Source organism: Candidatus Amarolinea aalborgensis, assembly GCF_900491745.1.
GTDB lineage: Bacteria > Chloroflexota > Anaerolineae > SSC4 > Amarolineaceae > Amarolinea > Amarolinea aalborgensis.
The window spans coordinates 25,502-50,074 of record NZ_UETR01000007.1; the positions used below are offsets into that span (position 1 = coordinate 25,502).

The following is a 24,573-nucleotide window of genomic DNA, read 5'->3' on the forward strand; positions in this document are numbered from 1 at the left end:
ACCCCTTTGGTCAGGGCATGGGTAAGCTCGCCGCATGGAGCGGTGAATGACCTATGCTCACCCCCGCATCTGCTGGCGCAGCGCGTTCACCGTCGTCACTGGCAGTTTGCAGGTGTAGTTTTCGCACACATACGCGGTCGCCTCTCCCTTGATCTGGTCACGTCCGGCTAACAGAGGGATGAGCGCGCGGGATGTCTTGTCCTCGACAGGCGCCACTGCAACCAGCGTATTGGGCCGATAGTATTGCCACACTTCGTGCAGCAGCGCCTGGCTGTCGGGAGCAGTGACTGCGCCGATGATGGCGATTTCACGCGGCGGCGCCAGGTGGAAATCCAGCACACAGAGCAGACGGCTGAAGGCGCCTGGCGCGCGCATCATCCCATCGCGCAGCAGTTGGAGAATGGCGACTGCGTGGCGTTCATACATTTCGTTGCCCAACAGCTTTCCCAGGGTCAGCAGCACGCTGGCGGCGCTGGCATTGGCCGAAGGCATGGCATTGTCCACCACCTCTTTCGGGCGGGCAATCAGAGCCTCGTGGTCATCGCTGGTGCTGAAGAAACCGCCCTTGTCCGCATCCCAAAAATGCGCCAACATCAGGTCGGCCAGCGCCTGCGCCTCCTGCAGCCAACGCAGCTCGAACGTAGCCTGGTAGAGCGCCAACAAACCTTCGGCCAGCATCGCGTAATCTTCCAGGTACGCATTGAGCTTGGCGCGGCCATCCTTGTAGGTGCGCAGCAGCCGACCGCTGTGCGGGTCGCGCAGGCGGCTCAGCAAAAAATTGGCCGCAGCGACAGCGACCTGCCGATAGTCCTCGCGTCCTAAAATACGCGCGGCATCGGCGAACGCGGTCAGCATCAAGCCATTCCATGACGTGAGCATTTTGTCGTCCAGGCCCGGCGCCACGCGCTTCTGTCGCGCCGCGAACAGGGCGGCGCGGCCGCGCGCGATGATCGCGGCCAGGCGCGCGGGTTCGACGCGAGCCTGGCTGGCAACGATCTCCAGCGGCAGTTCGACATGCAGAATGTTCTTCATCTCGAAATTGCCGCGCGCGGTCACGTCGTAGTAGCGACCGAAGAGCGCGGCATCATCCGGCCCTAGCAGTTCGCGCACCTCGGCCTCTGTCCACAGGAAGAATTTGCCCTCTTCGCCTTCGCTGTCTGCATCCTGCGCCGAATAGAAGCCGCCCTCCGCGCCAGTCATTTCGCGCAGCACGTAGGCCAGGGTTTCTTCTGTGATCTGACGGTACAGCGGCTTGCCGGTGACCTGAAAAGCCAGCGCATAGACGCGCGCCAATTGGGCATTATCGTACAGCATCTTTTCGAAGTGGGGCACCAGCCAGCGCTCGTCGGTGGCATAGCGATGAAAGCCGCCGCCAATTTGATCGTAGATGCCGCCGCGCGCCATCTGGCTGAGGGTTTGTTCGACCATCTCCAGTGCGTGGGGCTGGCCGGTGCGCGCATGGTAACGCAGCAGGAATTCCAAGGCCATGGAGGGCGGGAATTTGGGCGCCTGGCCGAAGCCAGCATAGCGTGTGTCAAACCGGGCCGCCAACTCCTGGTAGGCGCGATCAAGCACCTGCGGCGACAGCGCTTCGCTGGCCGGCTGCAGCAGTTCGGACTGGCGCAGCATTTGGCGAATCTGGTCGGCGCTGCGCTGAATGTCGCCTGGTCGCTGCTGATACGCGCTGGCCAGGCTTTGCAGGAGTTGACGAAAACCAGGCATGCCGTAGCGCGGGGTCGGCGGGAAATAGGTGCCAGCGTAGAAAGGCACGCCGTCTGGCGTGAGGAACATAGTCATCGGCCAGCCGCCGCTGCCAGTCATCGCTTGCACGGCGTCCATGTAGATGGCATCCAGGTCAGGACGTTCTTCGCGGTCAACTTTGATGTTGATGAAGGCGCGGTTCATGATTGCGGCCGTGTCGGGGTCCTCGAATGATTCATGCGCCATCACGTGGCACCAATGGCAGGCGCTGTAGCCGATGCTCAAGAGGATCGGTTTGTTTTCATCTCGCGCCCGAGCCAGCGCTTCCTCGCCCCACGGATACCAGTCAACTGGATTATGCGCATGCTGGTGCAGATAGGGACTGGTTTCGTCAATCAGGCGATTGGTAAAGGTGGTTTCCGTGCCGGTGGGGCCGGCTGTTTGCTCGAGAGCCATGCTTGATCTACTCCATCCATGTGATTTGGCGTCATTGTACCACACGCACGCGGTCGCAGCAACGACAGCGGCGACCGGCAGAAGGCGCATCCTTGATTTCAGGTTTTGTCTGTTTTTCTGGTAAACTAGGTACTATAGAACCGATTCTTTCGCGTTCGTGTGTTTGATCGCGTGCCGCTGGGCACCTGTCATGAGGAGGCACTCGTGCTGGAAAAGATCAATCTAGGCAAAGAACTGAAGCGTAAAGAGTGGAAGGAGATGCGCCGCCCACTCCAGCATCGTCTGTACGAGTTGGCGCAGGCTGCGTACGATACCGGCATTCCAACCGTCGTCGTTTTTGAAGGGTGGGACGCCTCAGGCAAGGGCACCAGCATCAATTTGCTGACGCAGCGACTCGACCCCCGTGGTTTCAAGGTATGGCCGATACGCGCGCCGCGCACCTATGAACAAAATCATCCCTGGCTGTGGCGTTTTTGGAACAAGCTGCCGAACCGTGGTCAGATTGCCATCTTTGATCGCAGTTGGTATGGCCGCGTACTGGTGGAACGTGTCGAAAAGCTGACGCCAGAGACCGAATGGCGCAAAGCGTACCGCGATATTGTTGATTTCGAACGCACGCTGGCCGATGACGGTCATATCATTGCGAAGCTCTGGATGCATATCAGCAAGAAAGAGCAGCGCCGTCGTTTCAAAGCCCTGGAAAAAGACCCACTGCAAAGCTGGCATGTGCAGCCGGAAGACTGGGAACACTATCGCAAGTATGACAAATACCTGCTGGCGGTGGAGGAGATGCTGGAGACCACGGAGACCGAATGGGCGCCTTGGACCATTGTGGAGGCCACCGATCAGCACTACACCTGGTGGCGAGTCTTCACGGCGGTGGCGGACGCGCTGGCAAAAGGCTTGAAGCTGCGTGGCATTGATCCGGAGTCGGTCATTTCGCCTCTGCCTGACGCTGGCACAGATGCCGCCGAGTCGCCGCTGGCAGGCAAAACCGCGGCTGAAGAGGCGGCCACGGCCGATGTGAACACGCCAGGCATTGCACGCATGGCGGGCCACGCGGCTGAGGAGTCGGAAACCGACGCCTTGTCCCACGATGACGACGACGACTTAGATTGAGTGGGTTCGCATAGAGGTGCAGCCATGTCTTCGATATTATCACAAGTAGATTTGACGCTCAGTCTAACTGAGGAAGAGTACATCGAACAGGTGGTCCGCTATCAGGTTGCTCTGAGCCAACTGGGCTACCAGGTCTATGTACAAAAACGCCCCGTCGTCATGGTCTTCGAAGGTTGGGATGCGGCCGGCAAGGGCGGCGCCATCAAGCGCATTACAGAGAAGCTTGATCCGCGCGGCTACGCAGTCTACTCCATTGCCGCGCCCCAGGGTGAAGACAAAACCCATCATTATCTGTGGCGGTTCTGGCGGCGTCTGCCCGAACGCGGACAGATCGCCCTGTTTGATCGCAGTTGGTACGGCCGCGTCATGGTAGAACGCATCGAGGGCTTCTGCCGCGAGGTCGAGTGGAAACGGGCCTACCGCGAGATCAACCAGTTCGAACGGCAGCTGGTGGATTTTGGGACCGTTGTTTTCAAGTTCTGGGTTCACATCAGCAAAGAAGAACAACTCAAACGCTTCACGGAGCGCGCAGACACGCCCTACAAGGTGTGGAAGCTGACGGACGAGGATTGGCGCAACCGCGAAAAGTGGGATCGCTACGAAGAGGCCGTGGACGAAATGCTGCTCAAGACCAGTACGCTCTCCGCGCCCTGGACGATCGTCGAAGGCAACAACAAATGGTGGGCGCGGGTCAGGGTCTTGCGCACGGTGGTGGAGAGCCTTTCCCGTGAGCTAGACTACGTGCCCGACATTCTGAAGATCAAGGGCGAGAAGAAAAGCTCGAAAAAGAAGTAGGCCCGGGCTGGGCGCCAGAGGCCGGTTATTGGGGCACATGACCTAAATCATTGGCATAGATAAGGCGCCATGCTACAATCTGCCCGCAAGCAGTTTTCATGCGGTGGCGCGTCGAGCCATCCGGATGGCCTGTCAATGGAGCCAAGGCCCGTGAACGTTGCGTATTGTCATGTGCCAGATATCCTCATCAGGCACCGCTTGATCGCAAGCGGTGCCGCTTTCCGTCATGTGGGGAGGCCTACACGCACCTACGGCGGCTTCCCGGTTACGTTGCCTTTGCGCTGGCAGCGATCTCGTTTCTTTCCTCTCACGCCTGGTACGCCCGACGGCTTTCACTTCTCGTTGACGCGAACTCCAAGAAACTCACACCACCGCCGTTCTTGTTTGATTTTGACGTCATGTCCGCGCACGGCTGTGCGCACGGCTTGCCAAGCGCCATCGAGGCATGACAGGCCGATCTTTGTACAATGATGTATGAGGAGCAATGTATGGAAACTAACAAGCCTAACCCCTTCGAGATTGCACAGCGCCAACTCGACGAGGCCGCCGCGATTTTGAAACTCGACCCGGCGGTGCATGAACTACTGCGCTGGCCCATCCGCGAACTCCACGTTTCCCTGCCAGTCAAGATGGATGACGGCACCACCAAAGTTTTTCACGGCTTCCGCGTGCAGTACAACGACGCGCGTGGCCCCACAAAGGGTGGTCTGCGATTCCATCCTGATGAAACCATTGACACCGTGCGTGCCCTGGCCGCGTGGATGACCTGGAAGACGGCCGTCGTAGACATTCCCCTGGGCGGCGGCAAGGGCGGCATCATCTGCAATCCGAAGGAGATGTCTGCCGGTGAACTTGAACGTCTGTGTCGCGCGTATGTTCGCCAGGTCGGCCGCATTATTGGCCTGGAAAAGGACGTGCCCGCGCCGGATGTCTACACGACGCCGCAGATGATGGCGTGGATGATGGATGAGTTCTCCTTCATGCAGGGCTACAATGAGTTCGGCGTCATCACCGGCAAGCCGCTTGCCCTGGGTGGCTCTGCAGGCCGCGGCGACGCAACCGCACGCGGCGGCATTTACACCCTGCGCGAAGCCGGTAAAGTGCTGGGCATTGACCTCAAGGGCGCCACGGCTGCTGTGCAGGGTTATGGCAATGCCGGCTCCTTCGGCCAAAGCCTGGGCGAGGAGCTGTTAGGCCTCAAGACTGTGGCCGTCTCTGATTCGCGCGGCGGCATCTACAGCAGCAAGGGCCTTGACTACAAGCAGGTGATGGCCTTCAAGCGTGAGACCGGCTCGGTCGTTGGCTTCCCTGGCGCCGACACGATTACCAACGAGGAACTGCTTGAGTTGGATGTCACCGTGCTGATGCCGTCGGCCCTGGAGAACGTCATCACAGAGGCGAATGCCGACAAGATCCGCGCCAAGATTACCGTCGAACTGGCCAATGGGCCGACAACGCCAGAAGCGGATCATATCCTTCACGACCGCGGCGTTTACGTCATTCCGGACTTCTTGTGCAACGCAGGCGGTGTGACCGTCTCCTATTTTGAAATGGTGCAGAACGCTTACGACTACTATTGGGATGAGGAGCTCGTGCATGAGCGACTCGATCGCAAGATGACGACGGCGTTCCATGCTGTGCATAAGATGGCGACAGAGCGCAACGTCCACAACCGGCTGGCTGCGTACCTGGTTGCCGTCAACCGCGTGGCTGAGGCCGTGCGCCTGCGTGGATGGGCGTAATTGGGCCGCGCAGAGGCCAGGCGCTGACTTTTTGGCGCGCGCGTGGTCGGCGTCAAGCTGACCGTTGATGCAGAGGGGTGTGCCGATACACCAAGTGTCAGCACACTCCTTTCTTTGGGGGCACGAACGATGACTGAACTGCCGTCAGACACACCGCCAATTCTGGAAATTCATCTCCAGTTGTCGCAATATCCGATTCTTGCGCAGCAGATCCGCAAACGGATGCGCGAGGAAATCTACCGACGGGGCGTCACCACGTCTGAACGGTTCGAGAACGAGGCTCGCGATAAGGCCATCAAGTCGCAGCGCCGCGAAGGCATGATGAATCCGTTGGACGAAGAGGATGCGGAGCAGTGGGAACGGCGGTTACAGCAGATTCGTGAGTATTTAACCGACTTCTACTTCGCCTATAACTTGCCGCTGGACCTTTTGCAGCGGCTGATAGACGAGGCGATTGCGCAGCGTCTGCCTGGCGGTGAAGGCGGCACGCGCCTGATGTTCAATCCGGAGTTGGCGCCGCTCGATTTCATCTTGCGCAAGGCCCAGGAGTATGAGGAACTACCTGCGGAGAGACTAGAAAAGGTCCGCCATCATCTGGAAGAAATCATCGTCGTTCTGACCAAAACAATGATCAGCGACCAGTTGCACTTCGTGAGGCTGGCAAAGGCCTGGTTCACCGCAACCGATTTTCGCTATATTCAAGCCCGTCGCATCGGCGCCGGCAAGATCGGCGGCAAAGCGGCAGGTATGCTGTTGGCCTGGAAAGTGCTGCAGTCGGCCGCACCGCACCTGGCCTACCAGATTCAGATCCCGCGCTCCTACTTCATCGGCGCAGACGTGTTCTATGACTTCCTGTCGCTCAACGACATCGAATACCTGAATCAGAAGTACAAGCCAGCCGAGGAGATCATAGCTGATTATCCGGCGATCGAAGAGGCGTACGCGCAGGCTGAGCTGCCGCCGGGGGTCACATCGCGCCTGCGCCAGATTCTGCGCGAGGTGGGCAAGCGCCCATTGATCGTCCGTTCGTCCAGCCTGCTGGAAGACAACTTCGGCATGTCGTTTGCGGGCAAGTATCAGAGTTTCTTTTGCCCCAACCAGGCCACCCCAGAGGAAAACCTGGCTGCACTCACCCTGGCCATTCGTCGCGTCTATGCCAGTGTACACAACCCAGATGCCCTGCTGTATCGTCGGCGCATGGGGCTGCTCGATTACGATGAGCGCATGGCGATCTTGCTGCAAGAAGTGCAGGGTCAGGCGTACCATGATTATTTCTTTCCCGCCGTCGCCGGCGTGGCGTTCAGTTTTGCGCCCATCGTTTGGAATTCACGCCTGCGCCGCGAAGAGGGCTTTGTGCGCATGGTGACTGGCCTGGGCACACGCGCCGTGGAACGCGTGGGCGAGGACTACCCTCGCCTGGTGACGCTCAGCCATCCGCTGCTGCGCCCCGAAGTCTCGCCCAGCGCCATCCGCCGCTACTCGCAGCGCCTGATGGATGTCATTGACTTCCAGAAGAACGAACTGACGACGCTGCCCGTGCAGCAGGTGCTCGACTGGCGCTATCCGCCCTTGCGCTGGCTGGCTTCGGCCGACAAAGGCGACACGCTGCTTCCGATCTTCTCGCTTGGCCCTGAACTGGCTGCTGAACAGCTGCTGCCGACGTTCGACAATCTTCTGCAGCGCACGAACTTCGTGCCTTTCTTGAAAGAGGTCTTGGCTACCCTGCAGCAGCAGTATGGCCTGCCGGTAGATATGGAATTTGCCTTGAGCCTGGAGTCAGGAGCAAAACAGGCCGAGATTACCTTTCACCTGTTGCAGTGCCGCCCCCAGAGCACGACGAACGGCGAGGCGGCCAGCTCAGCGCCATTGGACCTGGTGGAGGCTGATCGCTTTTTCCTGGCCCAGCGCATGGTGCCCAACGGACGCGTCTCCGAGATTGATTACCTCGTCTATGTGGATCCATTGGCTTACGGCAATCTACCGACGCCCACACAGAAGCGCGAAGTGGCGCGCTGCGTCGGCCGCTTGAACAAGGCGCTGGAGAAACACGTCTTCATGCTTATTGGTCCGGGTCGCTGGGGTTCCGCCAATCTCGATCTGGGGGTGCCTGTGACCTACGCCGACATCTTCAACGCCAGGGCGCTCGTCGAGTTGGCCGTGGCGCACAAGGGCATCACGCCAGAGCCGTCTTACGGCACTCATTTCTTCCAAGACCTGGTCGAATCGCGCATCTATCCCCTGGCGCTTTACCCTGACGATGGTCAGGACAAGCTGAATCAGGCTTTCTTGGATGAGGCGGGCAACCAATTGGCGACCCTGCTGCCGCGTGATGCTGGGCTGGCCGACTGTGTCAAGGTCATTCACATTCCCTCCGTGCGGCAGGGGCAGGTGATGGAACTGCGGATGGACGGCAAGACCGGCCTCGCCTACTTCACCAGCGCCGCGGCGTTGACTTGACGCTTGCGGTGTTGACCGGTCTCGACCCGTGAGGCGTCGCTTTGACGGCCTGCCCTTCATCGGGTAAAATCCACCCTGCATAAAGTGAAGGTTCTTTCGATCGCGGTTGCGCTCCCCATAGGCGCGCCGGGATGCGATGATCAACGATGAGGTGCCAGATTGAGTAAGTTCTACTACGGTGGGCAGGCGGTGATGGAAGGGGTGATGATGCGCGGGCGCCAACGGATGGCTGTGGCCGTGCGTAACCCTGCGGGCGACATTGTCGTGCACGAAGAGCCGCTGACGGCTCGCATCTATACCAGTTCGTGGGGCCAATGGCCTTTTGTGCGCGGCCTTTCCTTGCTGTGGGACACCCTGGGCCTGGGCATGCGTGCGCTCATGTGGTCGGCAGATGTCGCCATGAGCGACCAGGAAGAGAAGATCGAATTCAGCGGACCGGTGGCTTGGACCACGGTGGCTTTCTCTCTGCTCGTTTCCATTGGCATCTTCTTTCTCCTGCCAACGGCCATCGCGCATTTTCTGGAACGCTGGTTCTCCAGCCGCATTGCCAGCGCGGTGATCGAAGGGGTGGTGCGCCTGGGGCTGTTCGTCGCCTACCTGTGGGCTATCGGCTTCATGCCGGACATCCGCCGCGTTTTCATGTATCACGGCGCAGAGCACAAGACCATCAACGCGTATGAGGCGGGCGTCCCCCTGGCGCCGGCTGAGGTGCGCAACTTTTCTCTGCAGCACCCGCGCTGCGGCACCAGTTTCCTGTTCATTGTGGTGGCGCTCTCGATCGTCCTCTTTGCGCCCTTCCATTTTGACCAATGGTATCTGCGCCTGGCCTCACGCCTGCTCCTGATTCCGGTGCTGGCCGGCATCGCCTACGAGTTCATCCGTTTCAGCGCCAGCCGCCTTGACAACCGCCTGGTGCGCGCGCTCATTCAGCCCGGCCTGTGGCTGCAATCGCTGACCACGCGTGAGCCGGATGACTCCATGCTGGAGTGCGCCATCGCGGCCCTGACGCCGGTGCTGGCCGCCGATGGCATTCAGATCGAGACGCCGATGGCGCCGCTGCCTGCAACGCTGCAGGCGCCGCTTGCCGCGTAAATAAATGATACACGTTTCAGCGCACGACCCGTGCTGAAGCCCCAACCCAATCACGGAATCATCGTCAACAAAGGAGTGTAACGATGCGAAACAAGATTACGATTGTCGGCGCCGGCATGGTCGGCTCTTCGTGTGCGGCATGGCTGGCCGAACGCGAACTGGGTGATATTGTCCTGGTGGATATTCCCGAAACCGGGGATATGCCCAAAGGCAAAGCCTTGGATTTGCTGCAGACCGGCCCGGTGGTTGGTTACGATACCAGAATTACCGGTACCAATTCGTATGCAGATACGGCCAATTCTGATGTCGTGGTGGTCACCGCGGGCGTGCCGCGCAAACCTGGCATGACGCGTGAGGACCTGGTGGGCATCAACACGCGTGTGGTGCGCAGTGTGGCCTCACAGATTGCGGCAACCTCGCCGAATGCCATCATCGTACTTGTCACCAATCCGCTCGATACCATGACTTACGTGGCCTTCAAGGCATCGGGCTTCCCCAAGAACCGCGTCATTGGCCAGGCTGGCATCCTCGACGGCGCGCGTATGCGCACGTTCGTAGCCCTGGAACTTGGGGTCAGCATTGAAAATGTGCAGGCCTTTGTTTTGGGCGGTCACGGCGATGAGATGGTGCCCCTGGTGCGCTTCTGCAATGTGGCTGGCATCCCGATCAGCGAGCTGATGCCCGCCGATCGCGTGGCCGCGATTGTGGATCGCACGCGCAAGGGCGGCGGTGAAATCGTCAACCTGCTGAAGACCGGCAGCGCGTACTACGCGCCAGGCGCGGCCGCAGCCGAGATGGTGGAAGCTATTCTCAAGGACAAGAAGTTGGTGCGCCCCTGTTCCGCGTACCTGGATGGTGAATACGGTCTCAAGGACATCTACTTCGGCGTGCCGGTCGTTCTGGGCCGCGACGGCGTAGAGAAGATTATCGAAGTGGCCTTGACCGATGATGAGAAGACCATGCTGCAGAAGTCGGCTGATCTGATTCGCAGCACGATGAGCGTCGTGCCGCCCGCGTAACACTCCATGCGCCCTAGACGTTGGCAGGGCGGGTCAGATTGAAGTACAGAGGACGAGCCTTGGCGGTCGCAGATGTGACCGGCAAGGCTCGTTTTGCGTCTATTGCGCGGATCATACACCAGGGAGACCGAAAACAATGGATATTCAAGGCAAAGTGGCGCTGGTCACCGGCGGCGCAGTCCGTGTGGGCAAAGCAATTGCCCTGGGTCTGGCGCAGGCGGGCGCGGATGTCGTTATCAATTACCACACCTCGGCGGTCGAGGCGCAGGCCACAATCGCTGAAGTCAACGCGCTCGGCGTGCGCGGCCTGGCTATCCAGGCTGACGTCTCTGACGTGAGCCAGGTGCAGGCGATGGTGGCGCAGACTCAGGCGGCGTTCGGTCGCCTGGACATCCTGGTCAACAGTTCCTCGCGCTTTCAGACCACACCGGTGCTGACCACGACCGTGGAGGCGTGGCGACAGGTGCTCAGTGTCCTGCTAGATGGCCCCTTTTTCCTATCACAGGCCGCGGCGCCTCTGATGCAGGCGCATGGCGCGGGCGTCATTATCAACATTCTCGATCTGTCGGCCTTTACGCCGTGGCCCAACTTCATCGCGCACAGCGTAGGCAAGAGCGGCCTGCTCGCACTGACGCGCGGGCTGGCGTTGGAATTGGCGCCAACGATTCGCGTCAACGGCGTAGTGCCGGGCGCGGTGCTGGCCCCGCCGCACTATGGGCCGGATAAGCTGGACCAGGTGGCTGCGCGTACGCTGCTGCAGCGTTGGGGTTCGGCGCAGGACGTGGCCGATGCCGTGGTTTTCCTGGCGCGCGCGGATTACATCACCGGCGAAACGCTCACGGTGGACGGCGGCGAACGTTGGGGACAGCGCAAACAAGCGGGGTAGCTCTCGAAGACAGCAAGGTTTTCTCGTAGGTCACGCCTCCGGCGTGACGACGCTCTCGGCCGCAGAGCACGCTCTCTTCCGCCCACCTCGTCCGGCCAGGAGGCCGGACCTACGGGGACAGCATGGTTTTCTCGTAGGTCACGCCTCCGGCGTGACGACGCCCTCGGCCGCAGAGCACGCTCTCTTCCGCCCACGTCGTCCGGCCAGGAGGCCGGACCTACGGGGACAGCAAGGTTTTCTCGTAGGTCACGCCTCCGGCGTGACGGCGCCCTCGGCCGCAGAGCACGCTCTCATCCGCCCACGTCGTCCGGCCAGGAGGCCGGGCCTGCGAAAGTAGCATGGTTTTCTCGTAGGTCACGCCTCCGGCGTGACGGCGCTCTCTGCCGCAGAGCACGCTCTCTTCCGCCAACGGCATCCGGCCAGGAGGCCGGGCCTACGAAAGTAGCATGGTTTTCTCGTAGGTCACGCCTCCGGCGTGACGACGCTCTCTGCCGCAGAGCACGCTCTCTTCCGCCCACGTCGTCCGGCTTCCTGGCCGGACGCGGGCAGGGTTAGCCGCCAACCAAGATCTGCCTCGCCAGTCGCAACTGGTCCTCAACCGCGGCGCGGCTGGTGCCGCCCGGGGCTGCGCGCTGCTCCACCGAATGGTTGAAATCCCACAGCGCGGCCACGTCCGCGTCAAAGTCGGGCGTGATGGCCTGCAATGTCGCCAGCGACAGGGTGCTGAGCGTCAAACCCAACGCCTCGGCCTGGCGCACGGCCTGCCCCACCAGGTGATGCGCCTGGCGGAAGGGCACGCCTTTGCGCACCAGGTAATCGGCCAGGTCTGTGGCCAGCATATCGCTGCTCAGCGCGGCGGTCATGCGTGCGGCATTGACTTGCAGCGTGCGCAGGACGCCGGCCGTCACCGGCAGCGCCAGCGCCAGCGTGGCCACGGTATCGAACAACGGCTCCTTATCCTCTTGTAGGTCCTTGTTGTAGGTTGAAGGCAGGCCCTTGAGTGCGGTCAGGAGGCGCACCAGGTTGCCTAGCAAACGGCCGCTCTTGCCGCGCACCAGTTCCATCGCGTCGGGATTGCGCTTCTGCGGCATCAGGCTAGAACCGGTGCTGTAGGCGTCAGCCACGCGCACGAAACCGAACTGCGGATTCGACCACAGAATCAGGTCTTCGGCCAGGCGGCTCAGGTGAACGCCCAGCAGCGCGGCCCAGGCCAGGAACTCAACGACGAAATCACGATCGCTGACCGCATCCAGGGAGTTGGCGCTGCTGGCGGCAAAGCCCAGCTCCGCGGCCAGCGCAGCGCGATCCAGGTTGAACGGTGTACCGGCCAGCGCGCCGGAGCCGAGCGGGCAGACGTTGACCCGGCGCCGGGTTTCGATCAGGCGTTCGTGATCGCGCTGCCACATCCAGAAGAAGCTGAGCGCCCAATGGCTGAAGCGAATCGGCTGCGCCGGCTGCATATGCGTCGCGCCCGGCATGAGCACATCGAGGTGCGCGGCGGCGAGCGCCACGGCCGCCTGTTGCACGTCGCGCAGCGCCGCGGCCAACTGATCAATCTGATCGCGCAGCCACAGGCGCACATCGGTCGCGACCTGGTCGTTGCGGCTGCGACCGGTGTGCAGTTTGCCCGCCACGCTGCCAATGAGCTCGCCGAGGCGCCGCTCCACCGCCGTGTGGATATCCTCGTCGCCTGCCTGCACGGCGAAGACGCCGCGCGCCCATTCGTCCGCCACCGCATCAAGCCCATCCAGCAGTTGATCGCGCTCCGCCAGGCTGATCAGCCCGGCGCGCGCCAGCGCCCGCGCGTAAGCCTGGCTGCCCCTGATGTCGGCTGCCCACAGGGCTTGATCGAATGGCAGGGACGCGTTGAACTGCTCCATCAGCGCGTCGGGCGCGGCGTCAAAACGGCCGCCCCACAGCTTGGAGGAGATCGGCGCGGGCAGTGAAGTCCGGTCTTGTGTCATGTGAATCTCAGTCTGTCCAACTCGACAGGTCGTTGAGGTGGTTGATCTCATCCTCAGCCAGGCGCAGGCCAACCGCGCCCAGGCTGGCGCTGAGTTGATCTACGTTGTTGGCGCCGATAATGGGCGAGGTGATCACCGGCTGCGCTAACTGCCACGCCAGCGCCACCTGCGACATCGTCTTGCTGTGCGTTCGTGCGACGACTTCCAGCGCGTCCAGCAAGGCCCAGTTGCGCTCGGTGAAGTAACGCCGCACGCCGCCGACGCGCGCCGACTCGGGCAGCGGCTGATCCTTCCGGTATTTTCCGGTCAAGAAACCGCCAGCCAGCGGACTGTACGGGATCACTCCGATTTGCTGCTCGCGGCAGAGATCGGCCAGCTCGCGCTCGAACTCGGCGCGGTGCACCAGGCTGTAGTGCGGCTGCAAGGCATCGTAGCGCGCCAGGCCCCGCTTATCGCTTTGCCAAAGGGCTGCGGTCAAGCGCCAGGCCGGATAGTTGGAGCAACCGATGTAACGCACCTTGCCGTCGCGTACCAGGTCATCCAGCGCGCGCAGCGTTTCTTCGATTGGCGTTTCCGCGTCGTACCAGTGCGTCTGATAGAGGTCAATCCAGTCGGTTTGCAGGCGGCGCAGCGAGTCTTCACAGGCCTGGATGATATGCGCCCGGCTCAAGCCTTCGCCGTTGGGGCCATCCCACATGCGCCCGCGCACTTTTGTGGCCAGCACCACCTGGCGCCGGACGCCGCGCTGCTGCAGCCAGCGGCCGATGATCTCCTCTGAGACGCCGCCGGGGTTGCCCGGATGCCAGCGCGAGTAGATGTCCGCCGTGTCCATGAAGTTGCCGCCGGCGGTCACAAACGCGTCCATCACCTCGTTCGCCGTGGTTTCATCCGTGGTCCAGCCGAACTGCATGGCGCCCAAACAGAGCGCCGAGACCTTGAGGCCGGTGCGGCCTAATTTGCGATACTCCATTAGGTATCATCCTTTCTTATGCTGTGGCCTTGCGACTCTACGTCCGATAATGCCCGTTAATGTCCACATACGCGTGACTCAGGTCGCACGTCCACACGGTGGCCTGGCCCGGGCCAAGCCCTAGTTCGATCAGCACGTCAATTTCTGCCTGCGCAAAACGCAGGGCAGCGGCGGCCTCGTCATAGGCCAGCGGCTGCCCGGCAGCCACCAGCGGCAGCGGCGTCAGATTGCCTGCCGCGCTGCCAATGGTAAGCGCCGTGCGCTCTGGATCCACCTGCGCGCCTGAATAGCCAACGGCCGCCAGGATACGGCCCCAATTGGCGTCGCCGCCGTAGAAGGCCGTCTTGACCAACGGCGAATGGGCGACGGCCTTGGCCGCCACGCGCGCCTCCGCGTCCGCGGCCGCGCCCTGCACGGTGATGGTGACGAATTTGGTGGCGCCTTCGCCGTCACGCACAATTTGCTGCGCCAGGCTGATGCAGACTGTGGTCAGCGCCTGTTGAAAACCCGCAAAATCGGCCGCGTCTGGAGTCAACGGCGTGTTGCCGGCTGCGCCATTGGCCAGCAGCGCCAGCGTGTCGTTGGTGCTGGTGTCGCCGTCCACCGTGATCGCGTTGAAGCTGTGGTCAGCGGCCCAACGCAGCGCCAAATCGAGCGCCGGCGGCGTGATCGCGGCGTCTGTCAGCACGACGCTGAGCATGGTTGCCATGTTGGGATGGATCATACCTGCGCCTTTGGCCATGCCCCACAGATGAATGGTCTCGCCGCTCGAGAGGATCATCTGGGCGCTGGCGGTCTTGGCACGCGTATCAGTGGTCATGATCGCGGCCGCGGCGTGATCAAGCCCGTCGCTGGCCAGCGCGTGGACAGCGTCTGGCACGCCTCGTGCGAGTTTTTCCATGGGCAGTTGCAGGCCGATCACGCCCGTGGACATCACCAGGCAGGCTGTGGGCGGCAGCCCCAAGGCCTGTTCCGCCATCTCGGCCATGCGCCGCGCATTGGCTAGACCTTCGACGCCGGTGCAGGCGTTGGCGCAGCCGCTGTTGATGAGCACGGCCTGGATGGCGCCGCGGCTGATGGACAGGACATGCCTGTCATACTCCACGGGGGCCGCGGCGAATTTGTTTTGTGTAAACACGGCCGCGACTGCGCACGGCAGCTCGGACACGATCAGCGCCAGGTCCAACGCCCCGGTCTTCTTGATGCCGGCTGACACGCCGCTGGCTCGAAAGCCGGGCATCGTCACGTTACGCATACTATCACCTCCGCGCGGGCGGTTAGTCGCGCTTGAACTGTGAGAAATCGGGCTGGCGATACTTGCTGACGCCGCTGCCCTCGATATCAATCATGGCTTGCACCTTCAGCGGCAGACCGAACAGCTTGATGAAGCCCTCGGCATCCTGCTGGTTGTAGACATCATCCTGGTCAAACGTGGCGTAATCCTCGCGGTAGAGGCTGTGCGGCGACTGGCGGCCGACCAGGATGGCCTGGCCCTTGTAGAGCTTGAAGCGCGCGCGGCCGGTGACATTCTGCTGGGTGACGTTGACAAATGCGTCCAACGCCTCGCGCAGCGGGGTGAACCATTGGCCGTTGTAGACCAGGTCGGCGTACTTGAGCGCCACCTGCAGCTTGTAGTGCAGCGTCTCGCGATCGAGCACCAGTTCCTCGATGGCCTGATGCGCCAGGTAGAGCAGCGCGCCGCCGGGCGTTTCATACACGCCGTGGGACTTCATCCCGACCAGGCGATTCTCCACCAGATCCACGCGGCCGATGCCGTGGCGACCGCCAATCGCGTTCAGCGCCTCCATGATGCCGAGCGGGCCGTGCGCCACGCCGTTGACGCGCACCGGCAGACCTTGCTTGAAATCAATCTCAAGATACTCCGGCTGATCGGGCGCTTGTTCTGGTGCAACCGACAGTTGGTACATGGCCTCTTCTGGTTCCAGCCAGGGGTTTTCCAGCAGACCGCCCTCATGGCTGAGATGCCAGAGGTTGCGGTCACGGCTGTAGATGGACTTCTCGGTCGCCGTGACGGGCACATGGTGCTTGGCCGCATATTCCAGCGCATCCTTGCGGCTGCGAATCTCCCACTCACGCCAGGGTGCGATGATGCGCAGGCGGGGGTTGAGCGCCATGACCGTCAGCTCAAAGCGCACCTGGTCATTGCCCTTGCCGGTCGCGCCATGCGCCACCGCATCCGCGCCCTCGGCCTCGGCCACCTCCACCATGCGCTTGGCGATCAATGGTCGGGCGAAGGAGGTGCCCAGCAGATATTTGCGCTCGTAAATCGCGCCGGCGCGCAGGGTGGGAAAGGCGAAATCATTGAGGAATTCGAGGCGCAGGTCCTCGACATAGCATTTGCTGGCGCCCGAGGCGATGGCTTTGGCCTCCAGGCCGCTCAACTCCTCGGCCTGGCCCAGGTCGGCCGTGAAGCAGACCACTTCGCAGCCATAGTTTTCGCGCAGCCAGGGAACGATGACCGATGTGTCCAGGCCGCCGCTGTAGGCCAAGACGCATTTTTTGATTTGGTGACGAGTAGACATGATGAATGAACTCCTTTTCTGGGTTGCGTGACACAAAAAAGCCACGCAGGGGACGTGGCCCCACGTGGCTTGAACGGCTACAGGTCAAGGCGACCGCTTTGGTCAACGACGCGTGGGCGTGCGACCAAACCGGACCGTACCGGCAGCCGTGCGCCTCGACCTCCTTGCGTGTTGAGCAGTCTTGATCATGAACATGAAAATACTTTACTCGAAGACGGGGAGTTTGTCAAACAGGTCTAGATTTGGTTCAATGAAGCGGAAACAGAACCGCAGGACGAGGTCACGCAGGTGATGGCGGCTGCGGGTGGTGGTGCGCCGTTGGTTGGGTGAGATTGTGACCGGTGCGCGGCGTTCGATCAACCCACTAAAACGGGAAATCGCCATCCATCCAGGCACGCTCCTGTTGGATCTCGTGCGCCAGGTCGGGGTCATCGGCGCCGGCGAAGGGCAGTGTCTGCGCTTCCGCCTTGCGCGCAGCCTGGTTGGCTTGCATGCGCTCGTTTTCGATGCGCCAGCGCTCGTCAGAGCCTTCAGGATCGTACTCGTCCAACAGGCTGGAGTCAGGCGCCAGGCCGAAGGACCAGCCGTGATCGTGGTCGGGGTCGGCCGCCATGCCCGCCTCGGCCTCAGCCCGCATGGCGGCGCAGACTGGACAGTCGTCTTCGAACATGTCGCCTAGTCTGTCGCCAGGTATGGCATTGGCGAAACCCAGCTCCTCGTTGCGAATCACCCGTTGCGGCGTCAGGCCGTAGAGGTCGTCCTGCGGAGTGAAGAACCAGGCGCGGATCACATCATCCAACGCGGTGCGTTCAGACTCGATGCTGATGCCTTTCAACTGAGCCAACTGCTGCGCGCAGACGTCGCGCAGGTACCTGACCAAATCGCCGTAAAGCGCTGCTTCTGCAATTGACATGCTTGCGTCTTACCATCCTTTCGTTAATTCGCCGTCGTAGGCTTGCCAAACGCCTACGACGCGTCGAGTGATCCCAAGCCGCGTCAGCCAACAACCGCTGGCTGTGACATTCGCCATCTAGCCTAGCCTAGCCCTGATCGTCATCGTGCGTTAGTACACCTCGCCGTGACCGCCCACGTTGATCAGAATGATCTCGCGCTCGCGCAAGAAGTCATCGTGCGCGATGTCCATCACCAGGTAGCGGGGTCTGTCGCGGACGCCGATCATGATCTCCTGTGCATCCTGCAGAAGTCGCTCGATATCGGAAATGCCCTTCGTCTTGAGATCATTGGCAGTGACAACGGGCATAGGTAACCTCGCTCATCACGAAACAGAGTGAGTGTACGATGGCTAGCATGATGATACATCAATTGATCGAACTGTCAAACGCACTCTGATTTCCTGACTGCCTCCTCGACATTGATTGGCTACCGACCGTCGCTGGCGTGTCGCCCTCGAAGAAGACGTGGATGAAGACCGAGCCGTCGTTCCATCCCGCGGCTCGCCGGCGGCCGCCTGCAGGAACGCGGTCCCCAGCGGCCGGTCCAGCCGGCCGTGCAGGGCCAGGATGCGGTCGGCCGGGAGGCCGCGCGCCAGCAGCGCGGCGGTCATGGCGGCCTGGTCGGGCAGCATCGCGGTCTCGCCGGCGTGGGGCGCGGCGAGGAGGAGGGCGAGATGAAAGTTGGCTCGCGCCGTACATGCTGACCTATGCTGTCATTGGCAGCCCGATCCGAGAATCCAACCGCCCTGAATTTCATACTCACTGTTGTCTTGAAGCCCTGTCACAGTAACATCGAATACTCCTAGCTGGCCATTGAATTTGGTAAACTCATCTCCAGTGCTTGGGATCCATTCTGTCCAACCCGGGTGGTCCTTGCTTCTTGAACCAATCGTTTCTGAATCCGGGAAGATCCTCTGCAACGTTACCGAAGCGCTGTTCTGTTTGATTCGGATCCGTGCGCGAGCATTTCTTGCATTGCATCGCTCACGATACTCATGGATTTCTCCATTGTTGATAGGCGGGTCAAACGCAAAGTGCAGCGTAGTGTACTTACTAATTGGAACGAAGATCGGATGATGCTCAGATGGATCTTGTAGCCATTCCAGAAACCATTCAACAAACTCCGTGGACATCCCAGTAGCCGCTCGTCGGCTTCCTACCTCCTGCCAATGCTGAGCGTAAAACGAAAGCAACTCCTCGTAGGCAGCTTGTTCTGCGTCAATCGTGATTTCGCCGTTGAAGAAGCTTCTCCAGCCGCTCAAATCCACTAGGAGTAGCCAGTCCATAGTGATGAGCAGGCCGGTGGTGCTACTCAGGGCCGGCCTCTGCGGCTCTACGCCTTGCGTATTGGAATGATCATCAGTGCTTTCTATGATTATGGGGCTTTCACCTTCATCAAGTTCAGCAGTCTCAAGGTAAGCCTTCGTCGCATTCATATACGCCATCACATGCTCCGGATCTCGACCATGAACGGCAATGCTGAAACGTTGCTCACGCTGTTGGTTGTGATACACTACGCTTGCTTTCCAAATCCCATCATCAACTTGCTGCAAATCCCTATTCCAGAACTTAGCTAGTGGTTGATATGATTGCTCGTTGGGTGGCCAGATTCTGGGTTTGACCATCTTAAAGCTGCTTGGATTGTCATTCGGTTCTGATTCTTGGTTAGGGTGCATCTTGGATCTCCTTAGTGAATATGGATTGGGAACAACGAAAGCCTGTGGAATTGTTTGCAAATAGCGGATCCGTAGAATCATAGTAGGTGGGCGTGACGAGCATAGACTCCCATGAGCCACCTCGTTTGTAAACTGTTGACACCTCCTTTTGACCTTTCCAAATCATGGTGCAGCGATAACGATCCCGATCGCAGTCTTCAGTGGAAGCAGTCCATTCGCTGACGTTGCCAAGCAAATGCATGATGCCTTCGGGCGTACTTCCCGCGGAAAACCGTTGGTCATCTACGGGAACGGTATGGGTTGGACCTGGCCCAATGTAGTCTGGGAACATAGTGTTAGCATAGTCAGGTTCTGGAGTTTCTGCAGTATCCCATGGGTAACTACGTGACTTTGTTCCGCGAGCTGTTCGTTCCCATTCAGCTTCCGTGGGCAACCGTTGACCCAACCAGTTACAGAAGGCTGCCGCCTGGTAGGCATCCACCCACACGACCGGAAGAGATCCATCAGCCGTTTCAATATCATCGAAACCCTCTGTTATGGCAGGCTCGCGTGGATGTGAGCATTTCTTGGCCTTCATGCAAAGCCGATACTGGGCGTAGCTTACCTCATAAGTATCAATAGCGAAAGCGGCGACAAACACCACCTGGGGCGGATATATGCGATTGTTGCCTGGAAGCGAGTCACCCAGTGTCACTGATGCCGCCGGAAACGACACTTGTGGTCGTTCCGCTGCTCCACGCAGGAGGAAATCTCTTACTTGCTGGGAAACCGGGATTGCAGCCAGGACAAGCAAACCCGCCAGGGCAAAGCGTTGTAACCACTTGATGCGGGTTCCTCGCCTGCTGCTCAACGCTACCAATTTGCGTTGGTCGGGCCGCCAGTCGGGCATACCTGAAGCACCTTGTTGCACCAGGTTCAGCTCGACTCCTCCAAGCAGAAGGGGATCTTTCGTGTTCAAACTCGACTCGCGGGCCCGGCTCTCCAAGATTCGCCGTGCGCGCTGCCCCGGTGCCTCCGATTTGTCGAACCGCATACGCACGTGTGGCGCCAGGGTGTCGTGGGTCAGGCGGCTGGCGGGGGACTGGCCGGGCTGGTTGCGGGACGGGTCCACGAGCAGGTAGAGGTCTCGGCATTCTTGCAGCAAGGCGGACAGCACGTCCAGGCGATGCTGGTAGGTCTGTTCCAAGTCGGCCAGGGTGCGCTGCTCTGCGGTGCCGAGCGGCGTGGTGTGATAGGCCAGCAGATCCAACGCCAGGCCGGAGTCCACGACCTCCGGCTGCCGCTCGTGCAGCGCTCGCAACTGCCGGCTCAGAAAGTCATCCAGCGACAGGCCGCGCGAGCGAAACTCGTGATACAGGTCTTCGTCGAAGGTCGGACGATCGTAACTGCGCGCCCGGGCCGCGTCCCACATGTCCGTCAGCAGGATCGCCAACATGGGCGCGACGGGCGATTCGCGGTCGGCCAGGAGGTCGTCGGCGATCAGACCGGGCAGCGCGTCGGCAACGATCAGCCGGTAGTGAGCGCGCAGCCGCGGCGTGGCCTGTGGGCCGGCCACCACCTCGGCGATGCCCACCCGCCCCAACCGCTCCAGGAAGGATTTGCCGTTGGGCAAGCGGTGTTCAGTCAAGCGTTTGTCAATTTCGGCCAACCATTCCTTGCGGAAGCTGAGGATCAGCCGGCCCTGCGGCCGGCGGCCGATGTCAGCAAACAGGCCCGTCAGTGCGGTCAAGAAGACCACCAGCTCGTCCCCCTGTTGGGCATGGGGCCGCGTGAACAACTCCTCAACCTGGTCGAGCACGACCAGCAGCGGCCGGCCGCCCTGCGCTTCTGCCGTCCGCCAGGCTGCGGCCAGGTCAGCGCCGGGATCAGCCTCCAGCGCGACGGCCAGCGTGCCCGCCAGGCCCAGGGCCTGATCTCGCCGCGCGTAGCGGACCGCGTGACTGTCCTCCAGCCGCGGGAGTAGCCCGGCCGCCAGCAGCGACGATTTGCCCACGCCCGATTGGCCGTAGAAGAGGATGATCGGCGGGCTGCCGGCCGCGGTCACCTGTTCGTACAATTCTCGAATCTCCCGCCCCCGGCCGAAGAAGATCTCGGCATCCTCGCGACGGTAGAAATCCAGGTAGCGGTACGGCTTATCAGGCAAATCCAGCGGCGGCAGCTCGGGCAGACCGAAAAACGGATCGTTAGCAGCTTCGGCCAGGCTCCAGTCCATGCGCTCCGCAGCCCCGGCCGGATACAACTGCCAGGGAATGCGCTGGTCGCCCGCCCCTTCCTCCTCGGCCGCGCCGATGTGGCGGAAGCGCGCGCCGCCCTGCATCTCCATGGCGGCCTTGGCCTGCTCGAACGCCACCCCAATCGCTCCGCCGCCGGCCAGGCCCTGGTAGAAACGGGCGGCGAATTCGGCGGCCATGCCATCTTCCACCGCCTGATCGGTGGCGATGACCGCATGCACGCCCGCGTCCAGCAGGTCGCTCACCTGGCCCTGGGTGGAGCAGCCGTTGAGGAAGACCAGCGCCAGCCCGCGCTGCTGCGCCAGGAAGCGGGCCAGGCCGCCGGCGTCGGCTGCGGCAGGCTGGCCCGCGACCGTCTCCAGCAGCAGCCGGTAGCCGTCCGCATGGCCGCCGAAGTGGAAGATGGCGATGCGATTCCGGTAGCGGGCGTCCTGAAACACGTCGAGGATATCGCTGGCCGTCGCGTTCTGTCGCACCACCAGCTCGCAGAGGCCGCGCTGCTCGGCCGCGCCGAGCGCCCGCTGCACCTGCCGCGCCTCCTCCGCCAGGTTGCGCAGATAGCGCGCCCGGTCGTCGCGGTCGTTGGCGAAGGCGAGGAAGAGGATGGGTTTGGCAATGACAGTCATGGGTTCACCCTCAGCAGAGGAAAGACGACGCTAACCCCGCCCGCGGGCGCTTCGACCACGAAGGCCCGATAACGCTCGCCGGCGCGGGTGATGAGCAGGTCGAAGTTACGGTAGGCGGTGATGGTCATGGATGGACCTCGTCTCGTGTGTGCGCCAGCCGCGCCGCGTCGTTGACCGCCGTGGTCAACCGTAGGATGCCAGGGCCGTAGGCGTCAATGCCGATGACGCCGTTGAGGGAGTGGGTGAGATCGGTCATAGTTGTTACGCCTCATCTTCATCGGCAGGGACGAGTATAGCAGGGCTGTCTTGTTCTCATTATGCCCCTGCGGTATAATCTCCCCAGGATCGTGTACGTCACTCGCTTGAGTGATGGATCGTCTGGTTTGCGGGCTTTTGCCAGGAGTTGCCTGAAGATGCCAGAGATATTAGGTTTCGCATTTGTCAAGGACTACGTCTTGAACGTGCGCTTCGATGACGGCGTCGAACGCGCGATTGACTTCGAGCCGATCTTGATTGGCCCTCTCTTTGGCCCGCTGCGCGATCCCAGGTTGTTTCGCCAGGTCAGGATAGACCCAAACTTGGGTACGCTGGTCTGGCCGACGGGGGCGGACATTGACCCGAGCGTCTTATATGACTGGCCCCGGCAGGTTGACGCCATCGTCCAACGGCGCCGGCAGCGCTGGGCCGTGGACTACAGCGAGCAGGGCAGCCGCGAGCGGTTCGACGGCGTCCTGCAAAAGGTCGCCGAGGCCAACCCGGAGCCTTACGAGGCCGATCGGCCGCCGGAAGAAACCGATCACGAGACCGAGTGAGCCTGCTTGCCTTGACCTTCTGCTGCCAATGATCCTTGAGGCGTCGTTGAGAACCCGATCCGGTTTGTTTGACATCGTATACAGCACCGAATATAATACCACTGTCTAGCACACCATCGGAGGCGCCCGTGCCAGGGCTTCAAATCGTGCTTGATACCAACGTTCTTATTGCCGCGCTGCGTTCGCCCCGCGGCGCATCCTACCGTGTGTTGGAACTGCTCGACAAAGGTCATTTTGACGTTCACATTTCGGTGCCGTTGGTCCTGGAATACGAGAGCGTCGCCCTGCGACACCTTGATGACCTGTCGATCAGCCGCAGCAATGTAGAAGACTTTCTTGATTACCTCTGCCGCGTGGGTGTCGCCCACGAGATTTACTACGCCTGGCGTCCTTTCCTGAATGACCCGGATGACGACATGGTCTTGGAAGTGGCTGCTGCCAGCGGCAGCGATGCCATTGTCACCTTCAACAAGCGTGACTTTCGCGGTTGTGAACGCTTTGGCGTGCGGCTGCTTACGCCCGCCGAGCTCCTGCAAGAGATCGGAGTGTCGAAATGAGCGCATTGAGTTTACGTTTGCCCGAGTCGCTCCACGCGCAGGTGCGCGAGCTGGCGGAGCGCGATAAGGTTTCGATCAATCAATTCGTCACCCTGGCGGTGGCCGAGAAAATTGCGGCGCTGCGCACGCTAGACTACATCAAGCAGCGCGGCGAGCGCGGTAGCCGCGAGCGGTTCGACCGCGTGCTGCAGAAGGTCGCCGAGGCGGACATGGAGCCTTACGAGGCCGATCGCTTGCCCGAATGAGCTGTCCTGGCCGGCAGGCGCCTCCACCTCGAAGGCGCGATCGCGCGCCCGCGCGGGCGATGAGGAGATCAAAGTGGCGGTAGGCGGTGATGGTCATGGATGCGCCTCACGAATTGCTCTTGTCAGTGGCAGGCGTGTATCGGCTATGTTGATGATTGGGCTGTTGTGCGGCTCAGCCCAAGGGCCATTGGTTTACGCTGGCGCCAGTTCTGGCGTGACATCAATCCCTTCGGCGACAATCGCTCGGCAAAGGGGGTGACGAATCTGTTCCATCCGCGCCCAGCGGGTCCAACTTACCACTACCAAGTTGAAGAGTACGTCGTGCTCCAAGGACAAACGCGAGCCAATGGTGAGAATCTGATCTTTCACAGGCCAACGCTCGTCTGCCACGATCACCAGGAGATCAATGTCCGACTCTGGCGTGTCGTCATGGCGCGCCTTTGAGCCAAACAGGATCACACGCTGGACCTGCAGAGACGGCTCACTCCACAGGCGTTGCACGAGGGTCTCGACAGCCTCACGATCGTGGTACCGAGCGCCCGTCAACGCCTCACGGGCCGCGTCCATATAGAGCCGGATCATCGCCTGGTTGGAATTGCTCATTTTTCAGCCTGTCAATCAGAAGAAGATAGCCTGTCGCACAATCTGCCAATGATCTGAATTATACCCGGTTCTGCGTCAAACGAAAAGCGTTCGTCGAAGACGAAGCTAACCCCGCCCGCGGGCGCG

Annotated in this window: 22 protein-coding genes; 10 read left to right on the top strand and 12 right to left on the bottom strand. The window is 61.2% G+C overall.

Annotated features, from left to right (window positions below; translation table 11 throughout):
• Positions 1 to 57 precede the first annotated feature (57 nt).
• The gene (locus ACPQ6D_RS11210) at positions 58 to 2,157 is read right to left on the bottom strand and encodes a thioredoxin domain-containing protein (protein ID WP_423224415.1); all 2,100 of its coding nucleotides are present in this window, start codon (positions 2,155 to 2,157) and stop codon (positions 58 to 60) included.
• Positions 2,158 to 2,361: 204 nt separating this feature from the next.
• Between ACPQ6D_RS11210 and ACPQ6D_RS11215 the strand changes: the two genes are divergently transcribed.
• The 7 genes from ACPQ6D_RS11215 to ACPQ6D_RS11245 all read left to right on the top strand — a co-directional run bounded on the left by ACPQ6D_RS11215 (position 2,362) and on the right by ACPQ6D_RS11245 (position 11,267).
• Positions 2,362 to 3,276, top strand: coding sequence for a polyphosphate kinase 2 family protein (locus ACPQ6D_RS11215; RefSeq protein WP_423224416.1), 915 nt, complete (start codon positions 2,362 to 2,364; stop codon positions 3,274 to 3,276).
• A 24-nt stretch (positions 3,277 to 3,300) separates the two neighbouring features.
• Entirely contained in the window at positions 3,301 to 4,071 is a 771-nt protein-coding gene (locus ACPQ6D_RS11220) for a hypothetical protein (RefSeq protein ID WP_423224417.1), read from the top strand.
• A gap of 488 nt (positions 4,072 to 4,559) precedes the next feature.
• Positions 4,560 to 5,813 (top strand): Glu/Leu/Phe/Val family dehydrogenase, encoded by a 1,254-nt coding sequence (locus ACPQ6D_RS11225; protein WP_423224418.1) that lies wholly within the window; start codon positions 4,560 to 4,562, stop codon positions 5,811 to 5,813.
• 129 nt (positions 5,814 to 5,942) lie between these two features.
• Complete coding sequence (locus ACPQ6D_RS11230) at positions 5,943 to 8,270, top strand: PEP/pyruvate-binding domain-containing protein (RefSeq protein WP_423224419.1); 2,328 nt, start codon at positions 5,943 to 5,945, stop codon at positions 8,268 to 8,270.
• Positions 8,271 to 8,429: 159 nt separating this feature from the next.
• A complete protein-coding gene (locus ACPQ6D_RS11235) occupies positions 8,430 to 9,362 on the top strand; it encodes a DUF1385 domain-containing protein (protein WP_423224420.1) in 933 nt (310 codons plus the stop codon).
• An 83-nt stretch (positions 9,363 to 9,445) separates the two neighbouring features.
• A complete protein-coding gene (gene mdh / locus ACPQ6D_RS11240; RefSeq protein WP_423224421.1) occupies positions 9,446 to 10,381 on the top strand; it encodes a malate dehydrogenase in 936 nt (311 codons plus the stop codon).
• Between the two features lie 136 nt (positions 10,382 to 10,517).
• Positions 10,518 to 11,267 carry an SDR family NAD(P)-dependent oxidoreductase gene (locus ACPQ6D_RS11245; RefSeq protein ID WP_423224422.1) on the top strand — a complete coding sequence of 250 codons (750 nt, stop codon included), beginning with the start codon at positions 10,518 to 10,520 and terminating at the stop codon, positions 11,265 to 11,267.
• Between the two features lie 551 nt (positions 11,268 to 11,818).
• Here the strand turns inward: ACPQ6D_RS11245 and argH are convergent.
• The 10 genes from argH to ACPQ6D_RS11295 all read right to left on the bottom strand — a co-directional run bounded on the left by argH (position 11,819) and on the right by ACPQ6D_RS11295 (position 22,486).
• Positions 11,819 to 13,198, bottom strand: coding sequence for an argininosuccinate lyase (gene argH / locus ACPQ6D_RS11250; RefSeq protein WP_423224581.1), 1,380 nt, complete (start codon positions 13,196 to 13,198; stop codon positions 11,819 to 11,821).
• A gap of 40 nt (positions 13,199 to 13,238) precedes the next feature.
• Positions 13,239 to 14,201, bottom strand: coding sequence for an aldo/keto reductase (locus ACPQ6D_RS11255; protein ID WP_423224423.1), 963 nt, complete (start codon positions 14,199 to 14,201; stop codon positions 13,239 to 13,241).
• Positions 14,202 to 14,238: 37 nt separating this feature from the next.
• Positions 14,239 to 15,456, bottom strand: coding sequence for a bifunctional glutamate N-acetyltransferase/amino-acid acetyltransferase ArgJ (gene argJ / locus ACPQ6D_RS11260; protein WP_423224424.1), 1,218 nt, complete (start codon positions 15,454 to 15,456; stop codon positions 14,239 to 14,241).
• A 22-nt stretch (positions 15,457 to 15,478) separates the two neighbouring features.
• On the bottom strand, positions 15,479 to 16,744 hold the full coding sequence (locus ACPQ6D_RS11265) for an argininosuccinate synthase (RefSeq protein WP_423224425.1): 1,266 nt from the start codon (positions 16,742 to 16,744) through the stop codon (positions 15,479 to 15,481).
• 364 nt (positions 16,745 to 17,108) lie between these two features.
• A complete protein-coding gene (locus ACPQ6D_RS11270) occupies positions 17,109 to 17,657 on the bottom strand; it encodes a hypothetical protein (RefSeq protein WP_423224426.1) in 549 nt (182 codons plus the stop codon).
• A 150-nt stretch (positions 17,658 to 17,807) separates the two neighbouring features.
• Complete coding sequence (locus tag ACPQ6D_RS11275; protein ID WP_423224427.1) at positions 17,808 to 18,005, bottom strand: hypothetical protein; 198 nt, start codon at positions 18,003 to 18,005, stop codon at positions 17,808 to 17,810.
• A gap of 405 nt (positions 18,006 to 18,410) precedes the next feature.
• Positions 18,411 to 19,373 carry a hypothetical protein gene (locus ACPQ6D_RS11280; protein ID WP_423224428.1) on the bottom strand — a complete coding sequence of 321 codons (963 nt, stop codon included), beginning with the start codon at positions 19,371 to 19,373 and terminating at the stop codon, positions 18,411 to 18,413.
• Entirely contained in the window at positions 19,363 to 22,230 is a 2,868-nt protein-coding gene (locus ACPQ6D_RS11285) for an SUMF1/EgtB/PvdO family nonheme iron enzyme (RefSeq protein ID WP_423224429.1), read from the bottom strand. The genes ACPQ6D_RS11280 and ACPQ6D_RS11285 overlap by 11 nt, the downstream gene beginning before the upstream one ends.
• Complete coding sequence (locus ACPQ6D_RS11290) at positions 22,227 to 22,358, bottom strand: hypothetical protein (RefSeq protein WP_423224430.1); 132 nt, start codon at positions 22,356 to 22,358, stop codon at positions 22,227 to 22,229. The genes ACPQ6D_RS11285 and ACPQ6D_RS11290 overlap by 4 nt, the downstream gene beginning before the upstream one ends.
• On the bottom strand, positions 22,355 to 22,486 hold the full coding sequence (locus ACPQ6D_RS11295) for a hypothetical protein (protein WP_423224431.1): 132 nt from the start codon (positions 22,484 to 22,486) through the stop codon (positions 22,355 to 22,357). Before ACPQ6D_RS11295 ends, ACPQ6D_RS11290 begins: the two co-directional genes overlap by 4 nt.
• Before the next feature lie 157 nt (positions 22,487 to 22,643).
• On the opposite strand from ACPQ6D_RS11295, the gene ACPQ6D_RS11300 reads away from it, so the two are divergent.
• The 3 genes from ACPQ6D_RS11300 to ACPQ6D_RS11310 all read left to right on the top strand — a co-directional run bounded on the left by ACPQ6D_RS11300 (position 22,644) and on the right by ACPQ6D_RS11310 (position 23,844).
• Complete coding sequence (locus ACPQ6D_RS11300; RefSeq protein WP_423224432.1) at positions 22,644 to 23,042, top strand: DUF2442 domain-containing protein; 399 nt, start codon at positions 22,644 to 22,646, stop codon at positions 23,040 to 23,042.
• Between the two features lie 128 nt (positions 23,043 to 23,170).
• Complete coding sequence (locus ACPQ6D_RS11305; RefSeq protein ID WP_423224433.1) at positions 23,171 to 23,599, top strand: putative toxin-antitoxin system toxin component, PIN family; 429 nt, start codon at positions 23,171 to 23,173, stop codon at positions 23,597 to 23,599.
• Positions 23,596 to 23,844, top strand: coding sequence for a toxin-antitoxin system HicB family antitoxin (locus tag ACPQ6D_RS11310; RefSeq protein WP_423224434.1), 249 nt, complete (start codon positions 23,596 to 23,598; stop codon positions 23,842 to 23,844). The genes ACPQ6D_RS11305 and ACPQ6D_RS11310 overlap by 4 nt, the downstream gene beginning before the upstream one ends.
• A 192-nt stretch (positions 23,845 to 24,036) precedes the next feature.
• Here the strand turns inward: ACPQ6D_RS11310 and ACPQ6D_RS11315 are convergent, their stop codons facing one another.
• Entirely contained in the window at positions 24,037 to 24,447 is a 411-nt protein-coding gene (locus ACPQ6D_RS11315; RefSeq protein WP_423224435.1) for a nucleotidyltransferase domain-containing protein, read from the bottom strand.
• Positions 24,448 to 24,573: the final 126 nt, after the last annotated feature.

What these genes read in the sequence shown, in the direction of transcription:
- ACPQ6D_RS11210 (WP_423224415.1), bottom strand. Translation starts at nt 2,157, where the DNA reads ATGGCTCTCGAGCAAACAGCCGGCCCCACCGGCACGGAAACCACCTTT.
- ACPQ6D_RS11220 (WP_423224417.1), top strand. Translation starts at nt 3,301, where the DNA reads ATGTCTTCGATATTATCACAAGTAGATTTGACGCTCAGTCTAACTGAG.
- ACPQ6D_RS11225 (WP_423224418.1), top strand. Translation starts at nt 4,560, where the DNA reads ATGGAAACTAACAAGCCTAACCCCTTCGAGATTGCACAGCGCCAACTC.
- ACPQ6D_RS11230 (WP_423224419.1), top strand. Translation starts at nt 5,943, where the DNA reads ATGACTGAACTGCCGTCAGACACACCGCCAATTCTGGAAATTCATCTC.
- mdh (WP_423224421.1), top strand. Translation starts at nt 9,446, where the DNA reads ATGCGAAACAAGATTACGATTGTCGGCGCCGGCATGGTCGGCTCTTCG.
- ACPQ6D_RS11245 (WP_423224422.1), top strand. Translation starts at nt 10,518, where the DNA reads ATGGATATTCAAGGCAAAGTGGCGCTGGTCACCGGCGGCGCAGTCCGT.
- ACPQ6D_RS11255 (WP_423224423.1), bottom strand. Translation starts at nt 14,201, where the DNA reads ATGGAGTATCGCAAATTAGGCCGCACCGGCCTCAAGGTCTCGGCGCTC.
- argJ (WP_423224424.1), bottom strand. Translation starts at nt 15,456, where the DNA reads ATGCGTAACGTGACGATGCCCGGCTTTCGAGCCAGCGGCGTGTCAGCC.
- ACPQ6D_RS11265 (WP_423224425.1), bottom strand. Translation starts at nt 16,744, where the DNA reads ATGTCTACTCGTCACCAAATCAAAAAATGCGTCTTGGCCTACAGCGGC.
- ACPQ6D_RS11270 (WP_423224426.1), bottom strand. Translation starts at nt 17,657, where the DNA reads ATGTCAATTGCAGAAGCAGCGCTTTACGGCGATTTGGTCAGGTACCTG.
- ACPQ6D_RS11275 (WP_423224427.1), bottom strand. Translation starts at nt 18,005, where the DNA reads ATGCCCGTTGTCACTGCCAATGATCTCAAGACGAAGGGCATTTCCGAT.
- ACPQ6D_RS11280 (WP_423224428.1), bottom strand. Translation starts at nt 19,373, where the DNA reads ATGCACCCTAACCAAGAATCAGAACCGAATGACAATCCAAGCAGCTTT.
- ACPQ6D_RS11285 (WP_423224429.1), bottom strand. Translation starts at nt 22,230, where the DNA reads ATGACTGTCATTGCCAAACCCATCCTCTTCCTCGCCTTCGCCAACGAC.
- ACPQ6D_RS11290 (WP_423224430.1), bottom strand. Translation starts at nt 22,358, where the DNA reads ATGACCATCACCGCCTACCGTAACTTCGACCTGCTCATCACCCGCGCC.
- ACPQ6D_RS11295 (WP_423224431.1), bottom strand. Translation starts at nt 22,486, where the DNA reads ATGACCGATCTCACCCACTCCCTCAACGGCGTCATCGGCATTGACGCC.
- ACPQ6D_RS11300 (WP_423224432.1), top strand. Translation starts at nt 22,644, where the DNA reads ATGCCAGAGATATTAGGTTTCGCATTTGTCAAGGACTACGTCTTGAAC.
- ACPQ6D_RS11310 (WP_423224434.1), top strand. Translation starts at nt 23,596, where the DNA reads ATGAGCGCATTGAGTTTACGTTTGCCCGAGTCGCTCCACGCGCAGGTG.
- ACPQ6D_RS11315 (WP_423224435.1), bottom strand. Translation starts at nt 24,447, where the DNA reads ATGAGCAATTCCAACCAGGCGATGATCCGGCTCTATATGGACGCGGCC.